Raw genomic sequence first — 15,633 nt, 5'->3', positions numbered from 1 at the left:
TATGCAATCATTACCTAAATTTCACGGCGTTGCGCCAGCTCTAGTTACTCCCATGAACGAGAATCGTTCTATTAACTGGGATGGCTTAACGAAATTAATTCAACACGTGAGCAACGGAGGGGTAGATTATTTAGTAGTTCAGGGAACTACGGGAGAATCTGCAACTACGACAGCAGATGAGAAAAAACGAATTGTTTCTACCATTCAAGAGGCTAATTCAAAGAACTTACCCATCGTCTATGGGTTAGGTAGTAACAATACGGATTCATTAATAAACCAAATCAAACAAACATCATTTGAGGGAATTGATGCCATTTTATCTGTTTGTCCCTACTATAATAAGCCGAGTGCAAGAGGCGTGATTGCTCATTATGAAGCAGTGGCTGATGCTTGTCCTGTTCCAGTGATTATGTACAATATTCCTGGTAGAACAGGCATTAATATGTCAGCAGAAACGGTGTTAAAGCTTTCTGAACACCAAAATATAATTGGTATCAAGGAAGCTTCTTGCATCATTGAGCAATGTATGGAGATTGTCTACCACAAATCGGATGACTTTTTATTAATCTCTGGAGATGATGTTCAGGCTGTTCCTATTATTTCTATTGGAGGTGTAGGGGTTATGTCTGTGATTGCGAATGCTTTTCCTCAGCAATTTACAACGATGATTCACCACGCATTGGCAGGGGATTATCGTTCAGCCCAAAAAGAATTAGGTAAATTCCTGACAATCGATCCGTATCTCTACGAAGAAGGGAATCCAGTAGGAGTGAAGAAATTATTAGAGAATCAAGGTTTGTTCGGAGCTCAAGTTCGTATGCCATTAGCTAGCGCATCACCAGAGTTAGGACAAAAACTAGCTCAAATTAGTCAACAAGAAGGTTTAAATAAATAATAAATTATGTTTGTACACGTTGTAAATTTTTGGTTAAAAAAAGGGTTAAGCGTTGAAGATATCGCGCTTTTTGAAGCAGGCGTTCAGTCATTAGCAGACGTAGAAACGGTGGATGTATTTAGCGTAGGAAAGCCGGCTAAAACAGATCGTCCAGTAATCGATCGTTCATACGATTATTGCTTATTAACAACATTTGAAGAGGAGAAAGGACACGATTATTACCAAACAGCACCTATCCATTTAGAATTTATTAAAAACTGTGCCCACCTTTGGGATAAAGTATTGATCTATGATTCAGAAAGCATGTAAGCTTCTTCTCGTATTATCCGTGGTCGGTTGTTCAAAACATGTTCAACCAACTTCGTATTATTCGAATGATTTTAAAAATGGAGGCGTAGAACGCCACGATGGCTTAGGTTTTGAAATTCCCGTGAAATACGATATTGATGTATTTTACTTTAATGATCATCCTAAGCAAAGCTATGAGGATATCGAAACCATTAAAATGTCAGGGGAGGTACCTTTAGAAGACAAGCAAACCCAAAATGGGAAAATGCTTTACCGCGGTAATCACCAAGACAAAAAGCAAGAAATCTTACGTCAAATGGTTGAAAAGGCCAAAGAATTAGGTGCCACGGCCCTAATAGACGTTAAATATTCAGTTTACAGCACTCAAACGGCAAATGGCTTCACCTTTACTGGAAAAGCGGTTCGTTACGTGTTGAAATAAACCGATAAGCTTCTAAATTAGAAATTAAAACAGGACCTCTAGATCCTGTAAATCTAATTTGGAAGCTTTTTAGATTCCGCTCTTTAAAGGTAATCATCCGCTTGTGGCCTATCGTACCCGCTTTAATTACCTCCATATTACCTGATTCATCGACTAATTCCACTTCGAAGCTACTCACACGCTGCCCTAAGGCTATTGGCTCTTGAAGCATGAGGGTGTTTACGCTTATAGGGGTTTTCAAGTCAACGAGAATATCCTTCTTTTTAGGAGAGGCCATCCAATAAGTGGAATTCTTTCCATCGAATAATGGATCACTCGAATTTTTCTTTAAAAGATTAACAAGTGATTTTGTTCGAATCGCCGCAAATCCCATCAAGGAAGCCGAATCATTCTCGTGAATCAAACCACGCGTATCGACAGGAATATTCAATAAAAGATTCGAATTTCGACCTACCGAAGCAGCGTAAATCTTTAATAAAGAATCAGGTGTCTTGACCTTATTATCCTGATCCGGATGGTAGTACCAACCTGGACGAATAGATACATCCACTTCCGGAGATACCCAATGGGTTCCATTTTCTTGACCATTTCTATAATTGTCAAAATCAGGACATCCTGGATATATCTTATCGCGTAAAATGGGACTCCACATCGTATCATATGCGTATCCCCGCTCATTTCCTACCCAACGAATATCTGGTCCTGCATCGGAAAATTGCACAGCAGCTGGTTGATATTTATTAACCATGGAGTGGAACAAATTCCAATCATACACCTGCTTCTTACCATTGGGACCCTCACCATTAGCGCCATCGTACCAAAACTCAAAAATGGGTCCGTAATTCGTCAATAATTCCTCCTGCATTTTGGCATACACCTGATTATAGTCATCTGTTCCATAGGCAGGATGGAAACGATCCCAAGGAGACAAATAAATTCCCAGCTTCAAACCGTATTTCTTGCAGGCCTCTGACAATTCTTTCACCACATCTCCCTTACCGTTCTTCCATGGGGACTTTGACACCGAATGGGTCGTATATTTAGATGGATATAGGGCAAAACCATCATGGTGTTTAGCCGTCAAAATCAATCCTTTCATACCGGCTTTCTTGGCAATCCTTGCCCATTGATTACAATCTAACGCACTTGGATTGAATGAAGCAGGACTTTCTTTTCCCTCGCCCCATTCCACATTCGTAAACGTGTTCATATTAAAATGTATGAAACCATAATACTCTAATTCCGACCAAGCTAATTGCTTAGCAGAGGGAACAGGGTAGACAGGGGCTACCTTTTGAGCATATAGCGAATAGCTTAAAAGAGCAAATATGAGAGTGAATCTTTTCATTAGAATTCAGTGTAAAGGAAGCAGTTTTCGAAGATAGTTTGACCTTGATTAGGAATCGCACGGAACAAGGGGTTAAAACCAAACCAAATGATTTTACCTTTATCCATTTCTTTAACGCCTAACAATAAAGAATTAGCTAGTTGAGCTTTCTTATTTGCTCCTACAAAGCCCATAATATTTGGTTTAGCAGAAGTCTTTAACACAGCTGTAAAATCCTTAGGAAGTTTAACGAAATCACTCACTTGATTTAAGATATACATCGATGAATCATTAATTCTGAATGCCAAAGGATGGGTCTTTTCTACTTCAACTTGCAATAGATTCCCTGAAGTGGTATTAGACAACTCAGCGCGTTCGCGCATCGCATAGGTTGACGTATGCCTTGCTGTATCTTCTTTCGCCACTAAATCCTTATCATCTAAAATCTTACGAGCACCCTCCATCAAGATTAATTTACCGCCTTTTTTCACCCAATCAGTTAATAGAATCGAATTCGTATTCGAGAGGGCAGCATGCTTGCCATCTGGATAAATGATGTGCGTGTAATTGAACAGATTCGACTTGAATAATTGCGTCGATGGGATGAACGATGGCTTTAATCCGTATTTCTGAGTTAAGAAATAGGCTAGTTCCCCTTGTTGATTTACGTCGTTTGCTGGATCTACTACTACGGCGATTTTAGGAATGAAAATAGGTTTAAAATGGGGTGAACCAAGGTCTGTTGGATAATTCCTAAAAGAACTGATTGGATATAACCTTAAGCCTAATTCCTTTGCTTTAGACACCAATTCATCTTTTTCGGAATTAGTTAAATTAGACGTCACAACAGTAATTTCTCCTTTTCTCTTAATCATATTTTCTTTCGATAAATCCAAATAAGAGACTAATGCTCCCTTTTGAAAAGCATAAGTAATAAATTGTTCACTTTGCTTAAGATTTGAAGGCAAAAAATTATATGCAACAGTAAATTGACTTGGAATATTCTCATCTCTTGCAGCAAAGCCATACACTTTTTCTTCAGGACCAAAAACATTTTCATTTATACCAAATGCTTTTAATCCATTCAACTGGAATAGATTCCATGCCGTGATATCATATGTAAGTGAATCCTCTAAAACTATAGCAGGATCTAATAAGGCTTGAATAAGAGGAGCTGAAGGCTGTTTAGCAGGTATAACATAACCATATTTTAAATTAGGCGCTAAAGTAACTTGTTTTTGCTGCGAATAATCAAAAGCAGATACTGCTTTTTTGATTTGTAATGTATCAGTATATTTAATATCATTCATATCTAGAATTCGCAAAAACTCTGTCGTATTTGCTCCATGTCTTTCTACAAAATAATAGGCAAATTTATTCGCCGGATTAGTTCTTGACTTATCATGCACACCATAAAAAGAAGTTTTCAAACTTTCTGCATTCGCTAAAGACCATTCGACTAAATTTAGTGCCAAAGCCGAGTGATGCTTCACGCGATCCACTAGTGAAATGGTGTCGCCGTCGCTTTTGGCAGAAATTAATCCACCTCTAATTCCCCCTTGTTCTAAGGTCATTCCTAAGGCGCCATTCAAGACTGGGTAAGTATCTCCATAACCAGGATATAATAAATCATAGACCTCTGAAGTGAAATATGGCCATTTCTTTTCATCAAATAACTTCGAAAATGAACTTCCTACACTTTCCTGTAAATCCTTAGTTGACTGAGCAATGAAATTCAAATAAGGCTTTGCTGCCGGTGGAAAATAATAGGAATGTTGGAAACTTTGCTCGTGAAAATCCGCGTGCATCATAGGCATCCAAGAACGGTAGAACTTCAAACGCTGCTGCGTTTCTTTCTGCGTCTGCCAAACCCAATCCCGGTTTAAGTCAAAGGAGAAATGATTATAACGTCCTGATGTAATTCCCTCATAATGCTCTTGATCGTTCGGATCTGGATTTCCACTTGAGATATAATTGCGGCGATTGTATTGCGTCACATACGCATCGCGACCATCTGGATTGATACAAGGATCTATCAAAATGACATAAGGAATGGATTTATTGGGTTTGGAAATCAAAGCATACAAGGTATTCAACGCTGCTTCACTTCCAGCGGCTTCATTACCGTGCACGTTAAAGGATAGGTTGATAATTACCGGAAGTGATAGATCTACTTTTTCGCCTTGGATTCGTTTTTGGTGATTTTGCTGCACTTGCTCTAGCGTAACGCCTGTAGGTAGATTCGCGATAAGCATTTGGCCTTGTTCGCGCCCTTCACTGGTTTGACCATACACTTGCCATTGTGCTAAACCATTACTTTGAGAGGCCAAATAACGACTATAGGATACAACCTGATGGTGGTAGGTAAATTTTGAACCAATAGGGTAGCCTAAGAATTCTTCAGGCGACTTAATCTGCGCTGAAAGGCTAATACTACAAAGTATAAAAAATAGGTAAAAGTAATTTTTCATTATGTCAATTTGATTTGCAATAAAATTAAATAAAAGGCGGTAAATTAAGCAGTGTTTTGGCTTTTATATAAAATAAATCAACATGGCATTACCTCTAAACGACGATCAACCTACTTTAAAGAATTCGGAATCTACCTCGTACACGATTCCACTCATCTTAGTCACTAGTTTATTCTTCTTGTGGGGACTAGCTAATAGCTTAAATGGTTCCTTAGTCAAACAATTCCAAACTGCCCTAGATTTGCAGCGCTGGCAAGCCAATATCGTGGAGACGGCCTTTTATTTTGGCTATTTCGCCATGGCACTTCCAGCAGGATATGTCATGAAAAAGATGGGGTACAAAGCTGGAATCCTAATGGGCTTAGTACTTTACGCCGCTGGTTCTTTTCTATTTTACCCTGCTGCAGAAGTACGTATTTATGGCTTTTTCTTAGCAGCCTTATTCTTAATGGCTTCAGGAATTGCCTTTTTAGAGACCGCGGCAAACCTATATGTGACGGTATTAGGGGATCCTAAAAAAGGAGATTTTAGATTAAACTTAGCTCAATCCTTCAATGGAATGAGTATTATTTTAGGACCCATCATTGGTGGATTATTCATCTTCTCCGAGAAAGAATACACGCGTGAAATGATTCAGGCGCTTCCTGCTACGGAAGCAGAAGCCATTCGAGTAAGCCAAGCCGCTTCTGTACAAATGCCCTATTTAATCATCGGGCTTGTCGTAGCATTAGTTGCCATATTGTTTGTATTCACCAAAATGCCTGAATTACAATCAGCAGAAGAATCAAAAGGCAAAGTCACTATCGCGAGTTTATTAAAGCGTAAACATTTAGTATTAGGGATAATAGCCCAGTTTTTAAATGTAGGGGCACAGGTTTCGCTTTGGGGGAATTTTGTGGATTTGAAATTGGATTTGGCCAAAAACGACAATTTGTGGATTGTAGACAAAATATACCAAATTTCGGAAACGATGAGTCCTACGCAGATTGCCAGCTTCCATGCATCCTTTGCCTTTATCTTGTTTTTACTAGGTCGATTCATAGGAACGTATTTGATGGGAAGAATAGCCTCAAACAAAGTCTTAGGTGTATATGCCATAGGAGCAGTGATCTCTGTAGCCGTGGCGATGTTCGGAGGCGGACTAGCTGCTTTATTGGCTTTAATTGCTGTTTATTTCTTCCAATCGATTATGTTCCCTACCATTTTCGCCTTGTCTTGCAAAGGCTTAGGTGACGGATCAAAATTAGCATCCTCTTTAATCATTATGTCTATTGTAGGTGGGGCACTTGTACCACCATTAACGGCATCTTTATTCAAAATAGGGACTGTAGCAGCATTGAGCGTACCTCTATTGTGTTTTGCTTATATTATCTATTTCGCTTACAAAGGATTTGAAATTAAAGACTAATGCAACGATTTATCTTATTTCTTGACCTAAAAGATGACCCTGAATTAATCAGGGAGTACGAGAAATACCACGAGTCTATTCCTATAGAAATTGAAGATAGTATACTTTCTTCAGGAATAGAATCCATGCAAATCTTTCGTTTTGAGAATAGACTTTGTATGGAAATTATTGCAAATGATGAATTTAGTTTTGCCAAAAAAGGGGAGATGGATTCCCTTAACCCAGCCGTACAAGCCTGGGAAACCTTGATGTTGAATTACCAAAAAACAATCCCAGGAACTCCAGCAGGAGCCAAATGGGTACTTGCCCATACCATTTTTAGCCTAACAAAATGAGCCAAACATTCTTACAAATTAACCCGACTGATAATTTACTTGTTGCCTTACAAGATCTTCCTAAAGGAAAGATTATCCAGCATAATGGAAATGAAATTACGCTTCAAGATGATATTGCAGCTAAGCATAAATTCACCACTGAAGCTATTGCTAAAGATGGCAGAGCAACCATGTATGGAGTTTTAGTAGGCCTTGCTAGTCAAGATATTCCCAAAGGAGGGCTCATTCATACGTTTAATTTACATCACGCTGCCACTGATTTTGTCGGAAAACAAAAGGAATATGAATGGACGGCGCCTGATGTATCAAAATTCCAAAACAGAACATTTAATGGCTACCACCGCGCAGATGGTCAAGTAGGTACTCAAAACTATTGGTTAGTCATTCCCCTAGTTTTCTGCGAGAATAGAAATATCGAATTATTAAAGAATGCCTTTTTAAATGGTTTGGGCTTCCAAAAGATGGATCCATTCACTCAAAAGGTTCAACAATTAGGAAAGCAACTAGCTGAAGGAAAAGCACTAGAAATAGATACAGCCTCTTCTGCTTCAGTTTTGGTTCATAAATCGGCACAATTTCCTAACGTTGATGGTATCAAATTCTTAACGCACGAAAGCGGTTGCGGCGAAAACAAAGATGATTCTTTAAATCTATGCGCTTTGTTAGCGGGTTATTGCCTCAATCCAAATGTAGGAGGAATCACCGTTTTAAGTTTAGGATGCCAGCATTCTCAAATTGAGGTATTTAAAGAAAAACTAAAAGAGAAAGATCCGAACTTCTCTAAGCCATTATACATCTTTGAGCAACAACAAGATAATGGGAGTGGAGTAGAGAATATGCTGAATGAAGTGATTCTACAAACATTTAAGGGTCTTGTAGAAATAAACAAACAAACCCGTAAGCCAGCTCCCTTATCTGCGTTACGCGTAGGTGTTAAATGTGGTGGATCAGATGGTTTCTCTGGAATCTCTGCAAATCCAGCTATTGGACATACCGCAGACTTAGTCGTAGGTTTAGGGGGAACGGTAATGATCGCTGAATTCCCAGAATTATGTGGTGTCGAACAAGAACTTCAAAATAGATCAGTGACTAAAGAAATCGCTGATAATTTCGGTTTCTTAATGCGTGAATATGCAAGACGTGCCGCATTAGTAGGTGCAGGATTTGATATGAATCCATCTCCAGGTAACATTAAAGATGGTCTCATTACAGACGCGATTAAATCTGCAGGAGCTGCTAAAAAAGCTGGCTCTTCACCTATTGAAGATGTTTTAGGCTATGGACAGTATGTAACCAAGAAAGGTTTAAACCTTGTTTGTACTCCTGGTAACGATGTTTTAGCCACAACTGGTATGGCTGGTGCTGGTGCTACCATTCAATTATTCACTACAGGTTTAGGAACACCCACAGGTAATCCAATCAGCCCCATGGTGAAGTTATCAACGAATACAAAACTCGCTAAAAAGCTACCTGAAATCATCGATATTGATTGTGGTCCGATTATTTCTGGCGAAAAAACGGTAGAGCAAACGGGAGAAGAAGTCTTAGAATACATTATTCAATTAGCCTCTGGAGAAATTAATACGAAAGCGATGGATTTAGGACAGGATGACTTTATGTTCTGGAGGAGAGGGGTTTCCTTATAAAGCATAAAGAATAAAGCACAAAGAATAGAGGAGATAAGAGATATTATAGAGTAGAGAGAAGAGATATGGTACCTCCGGACTTCGGACTCATTCCCTCCGGACTACTGCCCACTGACAACTGAATGACATGTTCAAACTAACAAACAAAAAAGTCCTCATCACCGGCGGATGCTCCGGCATCGGACAATCCATTGCGCTAACTTTCTTTGCACAAGGGGCGGAGGTGCATGTTTTGGACTTAAAACCATCTGTCGAGCCTATGCCGGTTGAAATCACCTTTCATCAGGCTGATATAACTTCATTAGAAGCGGTAGAGGCCATTGCTGCACAATTGAATTCGATAGATATCTTAGTGAATAATGCGGGGATTCCGCAGATTGGTAATTTGGAGAAAACGAACCCAACTGACTTCCAACGTATCTTTGATGTCAATGTGAAAGGGGCCTATCATTGTATGTATGCTTTTATTCCAGCCATGATGGAGCAGAAATCGGGAGTAATATTGAATATGGCCTCGGTGGCTGCTTCGGTGGGGATTCCGGATCGTTTTGGTTATTCAATGACAAAGGGGGCCATTAAATCGATGACACAATCCGTGGCGAAAGATTACGTAAAACAAGGGATCCGTTGCAACTGTATATCACCAGGAAGAGTACATACACCATTTGTGGATGGGTTTATTGCCAAAAACTACCCAGACCAGCAAAAAGAAATGTTTGAGAAACTTTCTGCTACTCAACCCATTGGTCGAATGGCGAAACCACAAGAAATTGCCCATTTAGCTTTATATTTATGTTCCGATGAAGCCGCATTTATCACAGGTTGTGATTATCCAATTGACGGTGGATTCATTTATCTAAACAACTAAACCTATGAAAAAACAACTGATTTGCCTGTTATTAGTTTTGGGAACCTCTTTGAGTTCATTCAAGAAAGACGGTCCTAAGCGTATTATTTTCTTTGGAGATTCGATCACTCAAGCGGGAGTAGGTAAGACAGGGTATATTACCAAAATGACCGAAATGATTGCCGCTCAAGGTCTTTCTAATCAATATGAGTTGATCGGTGCCGGTATTGGTGGCAATAAAGTATATGATTTATACTTGCGTCATGAAGAAGATGTGGTGGCTAAAAATCCCAATTTAGTCATTATTTACATCGGCATTAATGATGTTTGGCATAAAACAAGTTCACGTACTGGTACAGATGCCGACAAGTTTGAAAGATTCTATACTGCTTTAATTAAGAAGATTCAAAAAGCTAATGCTCAAGTAGTTATATGCACACCTACTGTAATCGGAGAGAAGTTTGATAACTCAAACGAAAACGATGGGGACTTAAATGCTTATTCAGCCATCATCAAGAAAATCGCTAAAGACAATAGCGTACAATTGATCGATTTGCGCAAAGCCTTTATGGACTATGAGTCTAAAAACAACATCGAAAACAAAGCATCAGGTATCTTAACTTCTGATCGTGTTCACTTAAATGAAACAGGTAATCAGTTTTTAGCTGATACGATGTGGGACGTTATTAAAAAATTATAGCATGAAGTTAGCAAGAATCGGAAAAGAGGGGGCTGAAAAGCCCTGTATATACCAAGATGGGGTCTATTATGATGTATCGTCGCGTTTTACAGATTTTAACGAATCCTTTTTTCAACAGAATGGCTTAGCAGAATTAGCTAAATTGAATCCTGCTGATTTTCCTGTGATTTCCGGCCGATTAGGATCATGTGTCGCTAGACCGAGTAAAATTGTGTGTGTTGGCTTGAATTATGCGGATCATGCCAAAGAAACAGGAGCAGAGATCCCAAAGGAACCCATTTTATTCTTCAAGAGCACGACAGCCCTTTCTGGGCCCAATGACGATATCATTATCCCAAAAAACTCTACGAAGACAGATTGGGAAGTTGAATTAGCGATTGTGATCGGTAAAAAGGCTTCCTATGTTTCGGAAGCCGAGGCCTACGATTATGTGGCGGGTTATTGCTTGCACAATGATCTATCTGAACGTGAATTTCAATTAGAACGTGGTGGAAATTGGTCAAAAGGGAAGGGATGTGATTCCTTTGCGCCTTTGGGACCCTATTTAGCTACAAAAGAGGAAATTGCAGACGTACATCAATTAGGAATGTGGCTGGATGTAAACGGTAAACGTTTCCAAACGAGTAGCACAAACCAATTAATCTTTAACGTACCCCAAGTGGTTTCGTATATCTCTCAATTTATGACTTTACTGCCAGGGGATGTAATAAGCACAGGTACACCTCACGGTGTAGGTTTAGGATTCAATCCACCAATCTATTTAAAGCCAGGAGACGTAGTTACCTTAGGAATGGATGGCTTAGGGGAACAACAACAAACAGCGATAGCCTATCAAGGATGATTGATGCACATCAACATTTTTGGAATTACAACGAAGAACGGGATACCTGGATAACTCCAGAGATGTCCGTTCTTCGGGCTGATTTTTACCCAAACTACAGCGAACCACTTTTTAGAGACCAAGGATTTACAGGCTGCGTGGCTGTTCAAGCTGATTCTTCCGAAGAAGAAACCTTGTTTCTATTGGCACTTGCCGAACAAAACGAATTCATTCAAGGTGTTGTGGGTTGGGTGGATTTACAAAGTCCAAATATCGAAGATCGACTAGCTTATTTCTCCCAATTTGAGGCCATCAAAGGCTTCAGACATATTGTTCAGGGGGAAAAAGACCCCAGTTTTCTAGCCAGGAAAGAGTTCATCCGGGGTGTCAAAACACTCGCTAGCTTCGATTTAAGCTATGATTTATTGATTTATCCGCATCAAATTACATCGGCCATTGCTTTTTGTGAAACCTGCGATGATCAAAAAATCGTTTTGGACCATTTAGCCAAAGCACCATTAAAATCAGGCAACATCCAAGAATGGAAGAAGGAAATTCAAGCGTTCGCTAATTTATCACATGTTTCTGCCAAAATTTCAGGGATTGTGACGGAAGCAGCAGATCAGTCTTGGACACAGGATCAAGTAAATGAGATTGTGGATGTGGCTTTAGACGTTTTTGGTACGCAGAGACTATTGATCGGAAGTGATTATCCAGTTGTTTTAGTAAATTCAACGTTAGAACGCTGGGTTACTTCATTTCAAGAAGCTCTTATAGGGTTAAACGCGTCAGAGAAAGAACTAATTTATCATCAGAACGCTATCGAATTTTATCAATTAGAGATACTATGAATTTAGGATTAAGAGAGAAAGTGATTATTGTGACAGGTGGAGCCAAAGGAATTGGGCAAGGAATATCAGAGTCTTTGGCCTTAGAATCTGCTATGGTGGCGATTGTAGGCCGTAATGAGGATGATAATCAAAGATGTATCGAAAAAATTCAAGCGACTGGCGGGCAAGCATTCTCTTTCGTGGCTGATTTAAGTAATCCGTCCGAATGCCAACTAGTAGTTGATAAAGTAGCCAAGATGTTTGGTAAAATTGATGGATTAGTCAATAATGCCGGTTTAAATGACGGAGTAGGCCTAGAATCAGGAAATTACGAAAAGTTCATTCAATCCATTAACGCGAATTTGACGCATTATTATTTAATGGCTCAAGCTGTGTTACCTTATTTGAAAAAAAGCAAAGGGGCTATCATTAATATCGGGTCGAAAACAGCAGAAACTGGCCAGGGAAATACGTCTGGATATGCTGCATCGAATGGAGGACGCAATGCGTTAACTAGGGAATGGGCATTAGAATTACGCGACTATAACATTCGGGTGAATTCGGTCATCGTGGCAGAATGCTATACGCCTATGTATGAGAAATGGATTGCGACTTTAGAAAATCCAAAGGAAAAATTAGCCAGCATCACCAGCAAAATACCTTTAGGTCAACGTATGACCACAAAAGAAGAAATAGGGGATATGGTCACATTTTTGATGTCGCCTAAATCAAGTCATACCACCGGACAGATCATCCACGTAGATGGGGGCTATGTTCACCTAGATCGAGCAATTTCATGAGAAATTTGGACACCTTTGAAAGCCCGGGATTAATCGTATATCCTGATCGGGTAAAACGTAATATTGCCAAAGTCATCGAAATGGTGGATGGTAATCCTGCACACTTGCGTCCGCACATCAAAACACATAAAACAAAAGAAGGAAACGACTTATTATTAGCAGCGGGAATCACCAAATTCAAATGTGCTACTATCGCCGAAGCGGAACTATTAGCCCTTTCAGAAGCGCCAGATGTGCTTATCTCCATGCAATTGATCGGGCCTAATTTAGACCGTTTTAAAGCATTAGTCTCCCATTATCCTAAAACAAAATTCTCCTCTATCGTAGATGATGCATTTGCCGCTTCCGAGCTGAATCGCATTTTTGCAGACCTTTCAGCAGAAGTTTATGTAGACCTCAATATGGGGATGAATCGCACGGGTATTACACCTCATAAGGCTTTGACTTTGATTCAACATATTCAATCGTTACCTAACGTAACGTTGCGCGGCTTACATGCCTACGATGGTCATATTAGAGACAAGGTATACGAAGACCGTGCCAAACACGTGGAAACTGATTTCAGCTCATTCTACGAGCTTTTGGAGCGCTTAAACCGTTCTGATCTAGAATTAGTCGTATCAGGAACCCCTAGTTTCCTTGTGCATCATAAAAATCCCAAATTTACCTGCAGTCCAGGAACCTTTATTTTCTTTGATGCAGGTTATGCGGCCTTATTTCCAGAGAACACGTTTGAATTTGGAGTAGAGATTATCGCTAGAATCATCTCAAAACCTACAGATACGACTATTTGCCTCGATTTAGGCCACAAATCAGTAGCATCAGAAAACCCTATTGATAATCGCGTTCGCTTCCTGAATCATCCAGACTGGATTTTAAAATCACAAAGTGAAGAACATGGCATAGTGGAAGTAGGTGATAATTCAACTTACACTATAGGTGAAATCGTCCGAATGATTCCCTACCATATTTGCCCTACGGTTAATCTACATTCCCATCTTCAGGTCATTGATGGTGGTTTATGGGAAGTGAAAGCTAGAAATCGTAGACTATGTTATTAATCGACGCCCATTTAGATTTAAGTATGAACGCGCTTGAATGGAATCGTGACATGCGCGCTAGTATTCAAGAAATTAATGATCGGGAGAAGCATTTAACCGATAAACCTGATCGTGGCAATGCGACCGTTAGTTTGGACGAATTAAGAAAAGGAAATGTAGGCATCGTCGTTGCTACTCAAATCGCTCGATATGTGGCCCCTGAATCCACATTACCCGGCTGGAATAGTCCGGAACAAGCTTGGGCACAAACGCAAGGTCAATTAGCCTATTACAAAGCATTAGAAAGAACGGGAGATATTCGTCCTATTCGAAATAGATCCGAATTACACGATCATTTAACGCAATGGGAAGCTGATGGGCATACCATCGGCTATATTTTGAGTCTCGAGGGAGCTGATTCTATCGTTTCATTAGAGTATGTAGAAATAGCCTACGCGTCTGGTTTACGTGCCTTAGGTCCTGCCCATTATGGTTCGGGACGTTATGCACAAGGCACAAATGCCACGGGCGGAATGGGAGAGATGGGACGTGATTTATTGCGTAAGATGATGGATCTACAGATCATTTTGGATGCGACGCATTTATGTGATGAAAGTTTTTGGGAGGCGATGGAATACCACCAAGGTCCCGTTTGGGCTAGTCATCAAAATTGCCGAGCCTTAGTGGATCATAATCGTCAATTCAGTGATGAACAATTGAAAGAGATTATTTCGCGAGGAGCAGTGATTGGCATGCCGATGGACGCTTGGATGATGGTTCCAGGTTGGGTGAGAGGGGAATCTACGCCATTGAATAAAAACGTTACCTTACATACACTCATAGATCATTTAGTCCACGTTTGCGACCTAGCAGGAAATACGAATCACGTGGGATTGGGCACCGATTTAGATGGAGGGTTCGGGAGAGAACAATGTCCAGCAGACGTGGAGACCATTGCTGATTTACAAAAACTACCTGAATTGCTTTTTAAACGCGGATTTTCTGACGAAGACATCGTCAAATTCTGCCACCAAAACTGGTTGAACTTTTTAGAAAAGGCTTGGTCTTAGGCCTTTGGTGGGGGACTTATGCTTGTCCAGCCACCATCCACAATTAATGTTTGACCTGTGATATGCTTTGCTTTATCACTCAAAAAGAAACAAACAGCTTCTGAAATATCTTGAACATCAGCAGGCTTACCTAACGGAGTAAGTCGACTCCATTCCTGCAAATAATCAGCCTCTTTCTCGGTTCTTTCGGTCATCGTTGCTCCAGGTGAAACCGCATTGATGCGAATTTGAACAGGGGAGAGGTCGATGACCAAGTTTTGGACTAATTGATTTAATGCCGCTTTCGTCATACCATACGCCGCTAAATCTGGATGTGCCTGATGACCGGTGACAGATGATGTCACCACAATGGAACCAGGATTACCCGCTCTACGGATGAACCTCGCCACTTCTTGAATCAAGAAAAAAGTCCCCTGAATATTTAAATCCAGTAAAGATTTCATGGAGGCTGGGCTATATTCCCAAAAACTCCCAAAGGTCGTCACCCCCGCATTACAGACACAACCAGCTAAATCACCGGGTAATGTTTGCGCATAGGCCACTAACTCTTGTATAAACTCGTAAGAACTAACGTCACCGGCCATCGCGTAGGGGCCAGATAAAAGAGTAGAATCAATGTCATTCATGACCACTAAATGTCCCTCCGACATCAATTGCTGCGCAATTTGATGCCCAATCCCTTGACCAGCTCCGGTGACGATGTACACTTTCATA

At 40.2% G+C, this 15,633-nt stretch carries 16 protein-coding genes; 13 read left to right on the top strand and 3 right to left on the bottom strand.

Going from position 1 to position 15,633, the window contains the following annotated elements:
• Position 1: 1 nt before the first annotated feature.
• The 3 genes from dapA to SKC37_RS03565 are packed head-to-tail and all read left to right on the top strand — an operon-like array spanning position 2 to position 1,625.
• Positions 2–895 (top strand): 4-hydroxy-tetrahydrodipicolinate synthase, encoded by an 894-nt coding sequence (gene dapA / locus SKC37_RS03575; protein ID WP_377980142.1) that lies wholly within the window; start codon positions 2–4, stop codon positions 893–895.
• Positions 896–901: 6 nt separating this feature from the next.
• A complete protein-coding gene (locus SKC37_RS03570) occupies positions 902–1,204 on the top strand; it encodes a Dabb family protein (protein WP_377980141.1) in 303 nt (100 codons plus the stop codon).
• On the top strand, positions 1,185–1,625 hold the full coding sequence (locus SKC37_RS03565) for a heavy metal-binding domain-containing protein (RefSeq protein WP_377980140.1): 441 nt from the start codon (positions 1,185–1,187) through the stop codon (positions 1,623–1,625). Before SKC37_RS03570 ends, SKC37_RS03565 begins: the two co-directional genes overlap by 20 nt.
• On the opposite strand, the gene SKC37_RS03560 is transcribed toward SKC37_RS03565, so the two are convergent.
• Positions 1,591–2,973 carry an alpha-L-fucosidase gene (locus SKC37_RS03560; protein ID WP_377980139.1) on the bottom strand — a complete coding sequence of 461 codons (1,383 nt, stop codon included), beginning with the start codon at positions 2,971–2,973 and terminating at the stop codon, positions 1,591–1,593. The genes SKC37_RS03565 and SKC37_RS03560 overlap by 35 nt on opposite strands.
• Positions 2,973–5,423, bottom strand: coding sequence for a M14 family zinc carboxypeptidase (locus tag SKC37_RS03555; RefSeq protein WP_377980138.1), 2,451 nt, complete (start codon positions 5,421–5,423; stop codon positions 2,973–2,975). Before SKC37_RS03555 ends, SKC37_RS03560 begins: the two co-directional genes overlap by 1 nt.
• Positions 5,424–5,505: 82 nt before the next feature.
• On the opposite strand from SKC37_RS03555, the gene fucP reads away from it, so the two are divergent.
• From fucP to SKC37_RS03505, 10 genes are all read left to right on the top strand, one after another.
• The gene (gene fucP / locus SKC37_RS03550) at positions 5,506–6,831 is read left to right on the top strand and encodes an L-fucose:H+ symporter permease (protein WP_377980137.1); all 1,326 of its coding nucleotides are present in this window, start codon (positions 5,506–5,508) and stop codon (positions 6,829–6,831) included.
• A complete protein-coding gene (locus tag SKC37_RS03545) occupies positions 6,831–7,166 on the top strand; it encodes an L-rhamnose mutarotase (protein WP_377980136.1) in 336 nt (111 codons plus the stop codon). The genes fucP and SKC37_RS03545 overlap by 1 nt, the downstream gene beginning before the upstream one ends.
• Positions 7,163–8,812, top strand: coding sequence for a UxaA family hydrolase (locus SKC37_RS03540; RefSeq protein ID WP_377980135.1), 1,650 nt, complete (start codon positions 7,163–7,165; stop codon positions 8,810–8,812). The genes SKC37_RS03545 and SKC37_RS03540 overlap by 4 nt, the downstream gene beginning before the upstream one ends.
• Positions 8,813–8,939: 127 nt before the next feature.
• Positions 8,940–9,680, top strand: coding sequence for an SDR family NAD(P)-dependent oxidoreductase (locus SKC37_RS03535; RefSeq protein ID WP_377980134.1), 741 nt, complete (start codon positions 8,940–8,942; stop codon positions 9,678–9,680).
• A gap of 4 nt (positions 9,681–9,684) precedes the next feature.
• A complete protein-coding gene (locus SKC37_RS03530) occupies positions 9,685–10,359 on the top strand; it encodes an SGNH/GDSL hydrolase family protein (protein ID WP_377980133.1) in 675 nt (224 codons plus the stop codon).
• Position 10,360: 1 nt separating this feature from the next.
• Positions 10,361–11,200, top strand: a complete 840-nt coding sequence (locus SKC37_RS03525) for a fumarylacetoacetate hydrolase family protein (RefSeq protein ID WP_377980132.1) — start codon at positions 10,361–10,363, stop codon at positions 11,198–11,200.
• On the top strand, positions 11,197–12,030 hold the full coding sequence (locus SKC37_RS03520; RefSeq protein ID WP_377980131.1) for an amidohydrolase family protein: 834 nt from the start codon (positions 11,197–11,199) through the stop codon (positions 12,028–12,030). The genes SKC37_RS03525 and SKC37_RS03520 overlap by 4 nt, the downstream gene beginning before the upstream one ends.
• On the top strand, positions 12,027–12,809 hold the full coding sequence (locus SKC37_RS03515; RefSeq protein ID WP_377980130.1) for an L-fucose dehydrogenase: 783 nt from the start codon (positions 12,027–12,029) through the stop codon (positions 12,807–12,809). Before SKC37_RS03520 ends, SKC37_RS03515 begins: the two co-directional genes overlap by 4 nt.
• Entirely contained in the window at positions 12,806–13,870 is a 1,065-nt protein-coding gene (locus SKC37_RS03510; protein WP_377980129.1) for a D-TA family PLP-dependent enzyme, read from the top strand. Before SKC37_RS03515 ends, SKC37_RS03510 begins: the two co-directional genes overlap by 4 nt.
• Positions 13,861–14,919 carry a dipeptidase gene (locus SKC37_RS03505; protein ID WP_377980128.1) on the top strand — a complete coding sequence of 353 codons (1,059 nt, stop codon included), beginning with the start codon at positions 13,861–13,863 and terminating at the stop codon, positions 14,917–14,919. Before SKC37_RS03510 ends, SKC37_RS03505 begins: the two co-directional genes overlap by 10 nt.
• Here SKC37_RS03505 and SKC37_RS03500 read toward each other — a convergent pair.
• Positions 14,916–15,632, bottom strand: a complete 717-nt coding sequence (locus tag SKC37_RS03500; protein ID WP_377980127.1) for an SDR family NAD(P)-dependent oxidoreductase — start codon at positions 15,630–15,632, stop codon at positions 14,916–14,918. The genes SKC37_RS03505 and SKC37_RS03500 overlap by 4 nt on opposite strands.
• Position 15,633: the final 1 nt, after the last annotated feature.

This window comes from Aquirufa esocilacus (assembly GCF_042715595.1).
Classification (GTDB): domain Bacteria; phylum Bacteroidota; class Bacteroidia; order Cytophagales; family Spirosomataceae; genus Aquirufa; species Aquirufa esocilacus.
The sequence above is the reverse complement of the archived record's forward strand: the minus strand, read 5'-3'. Positions and strand labels throughout refer to the sequence as shown.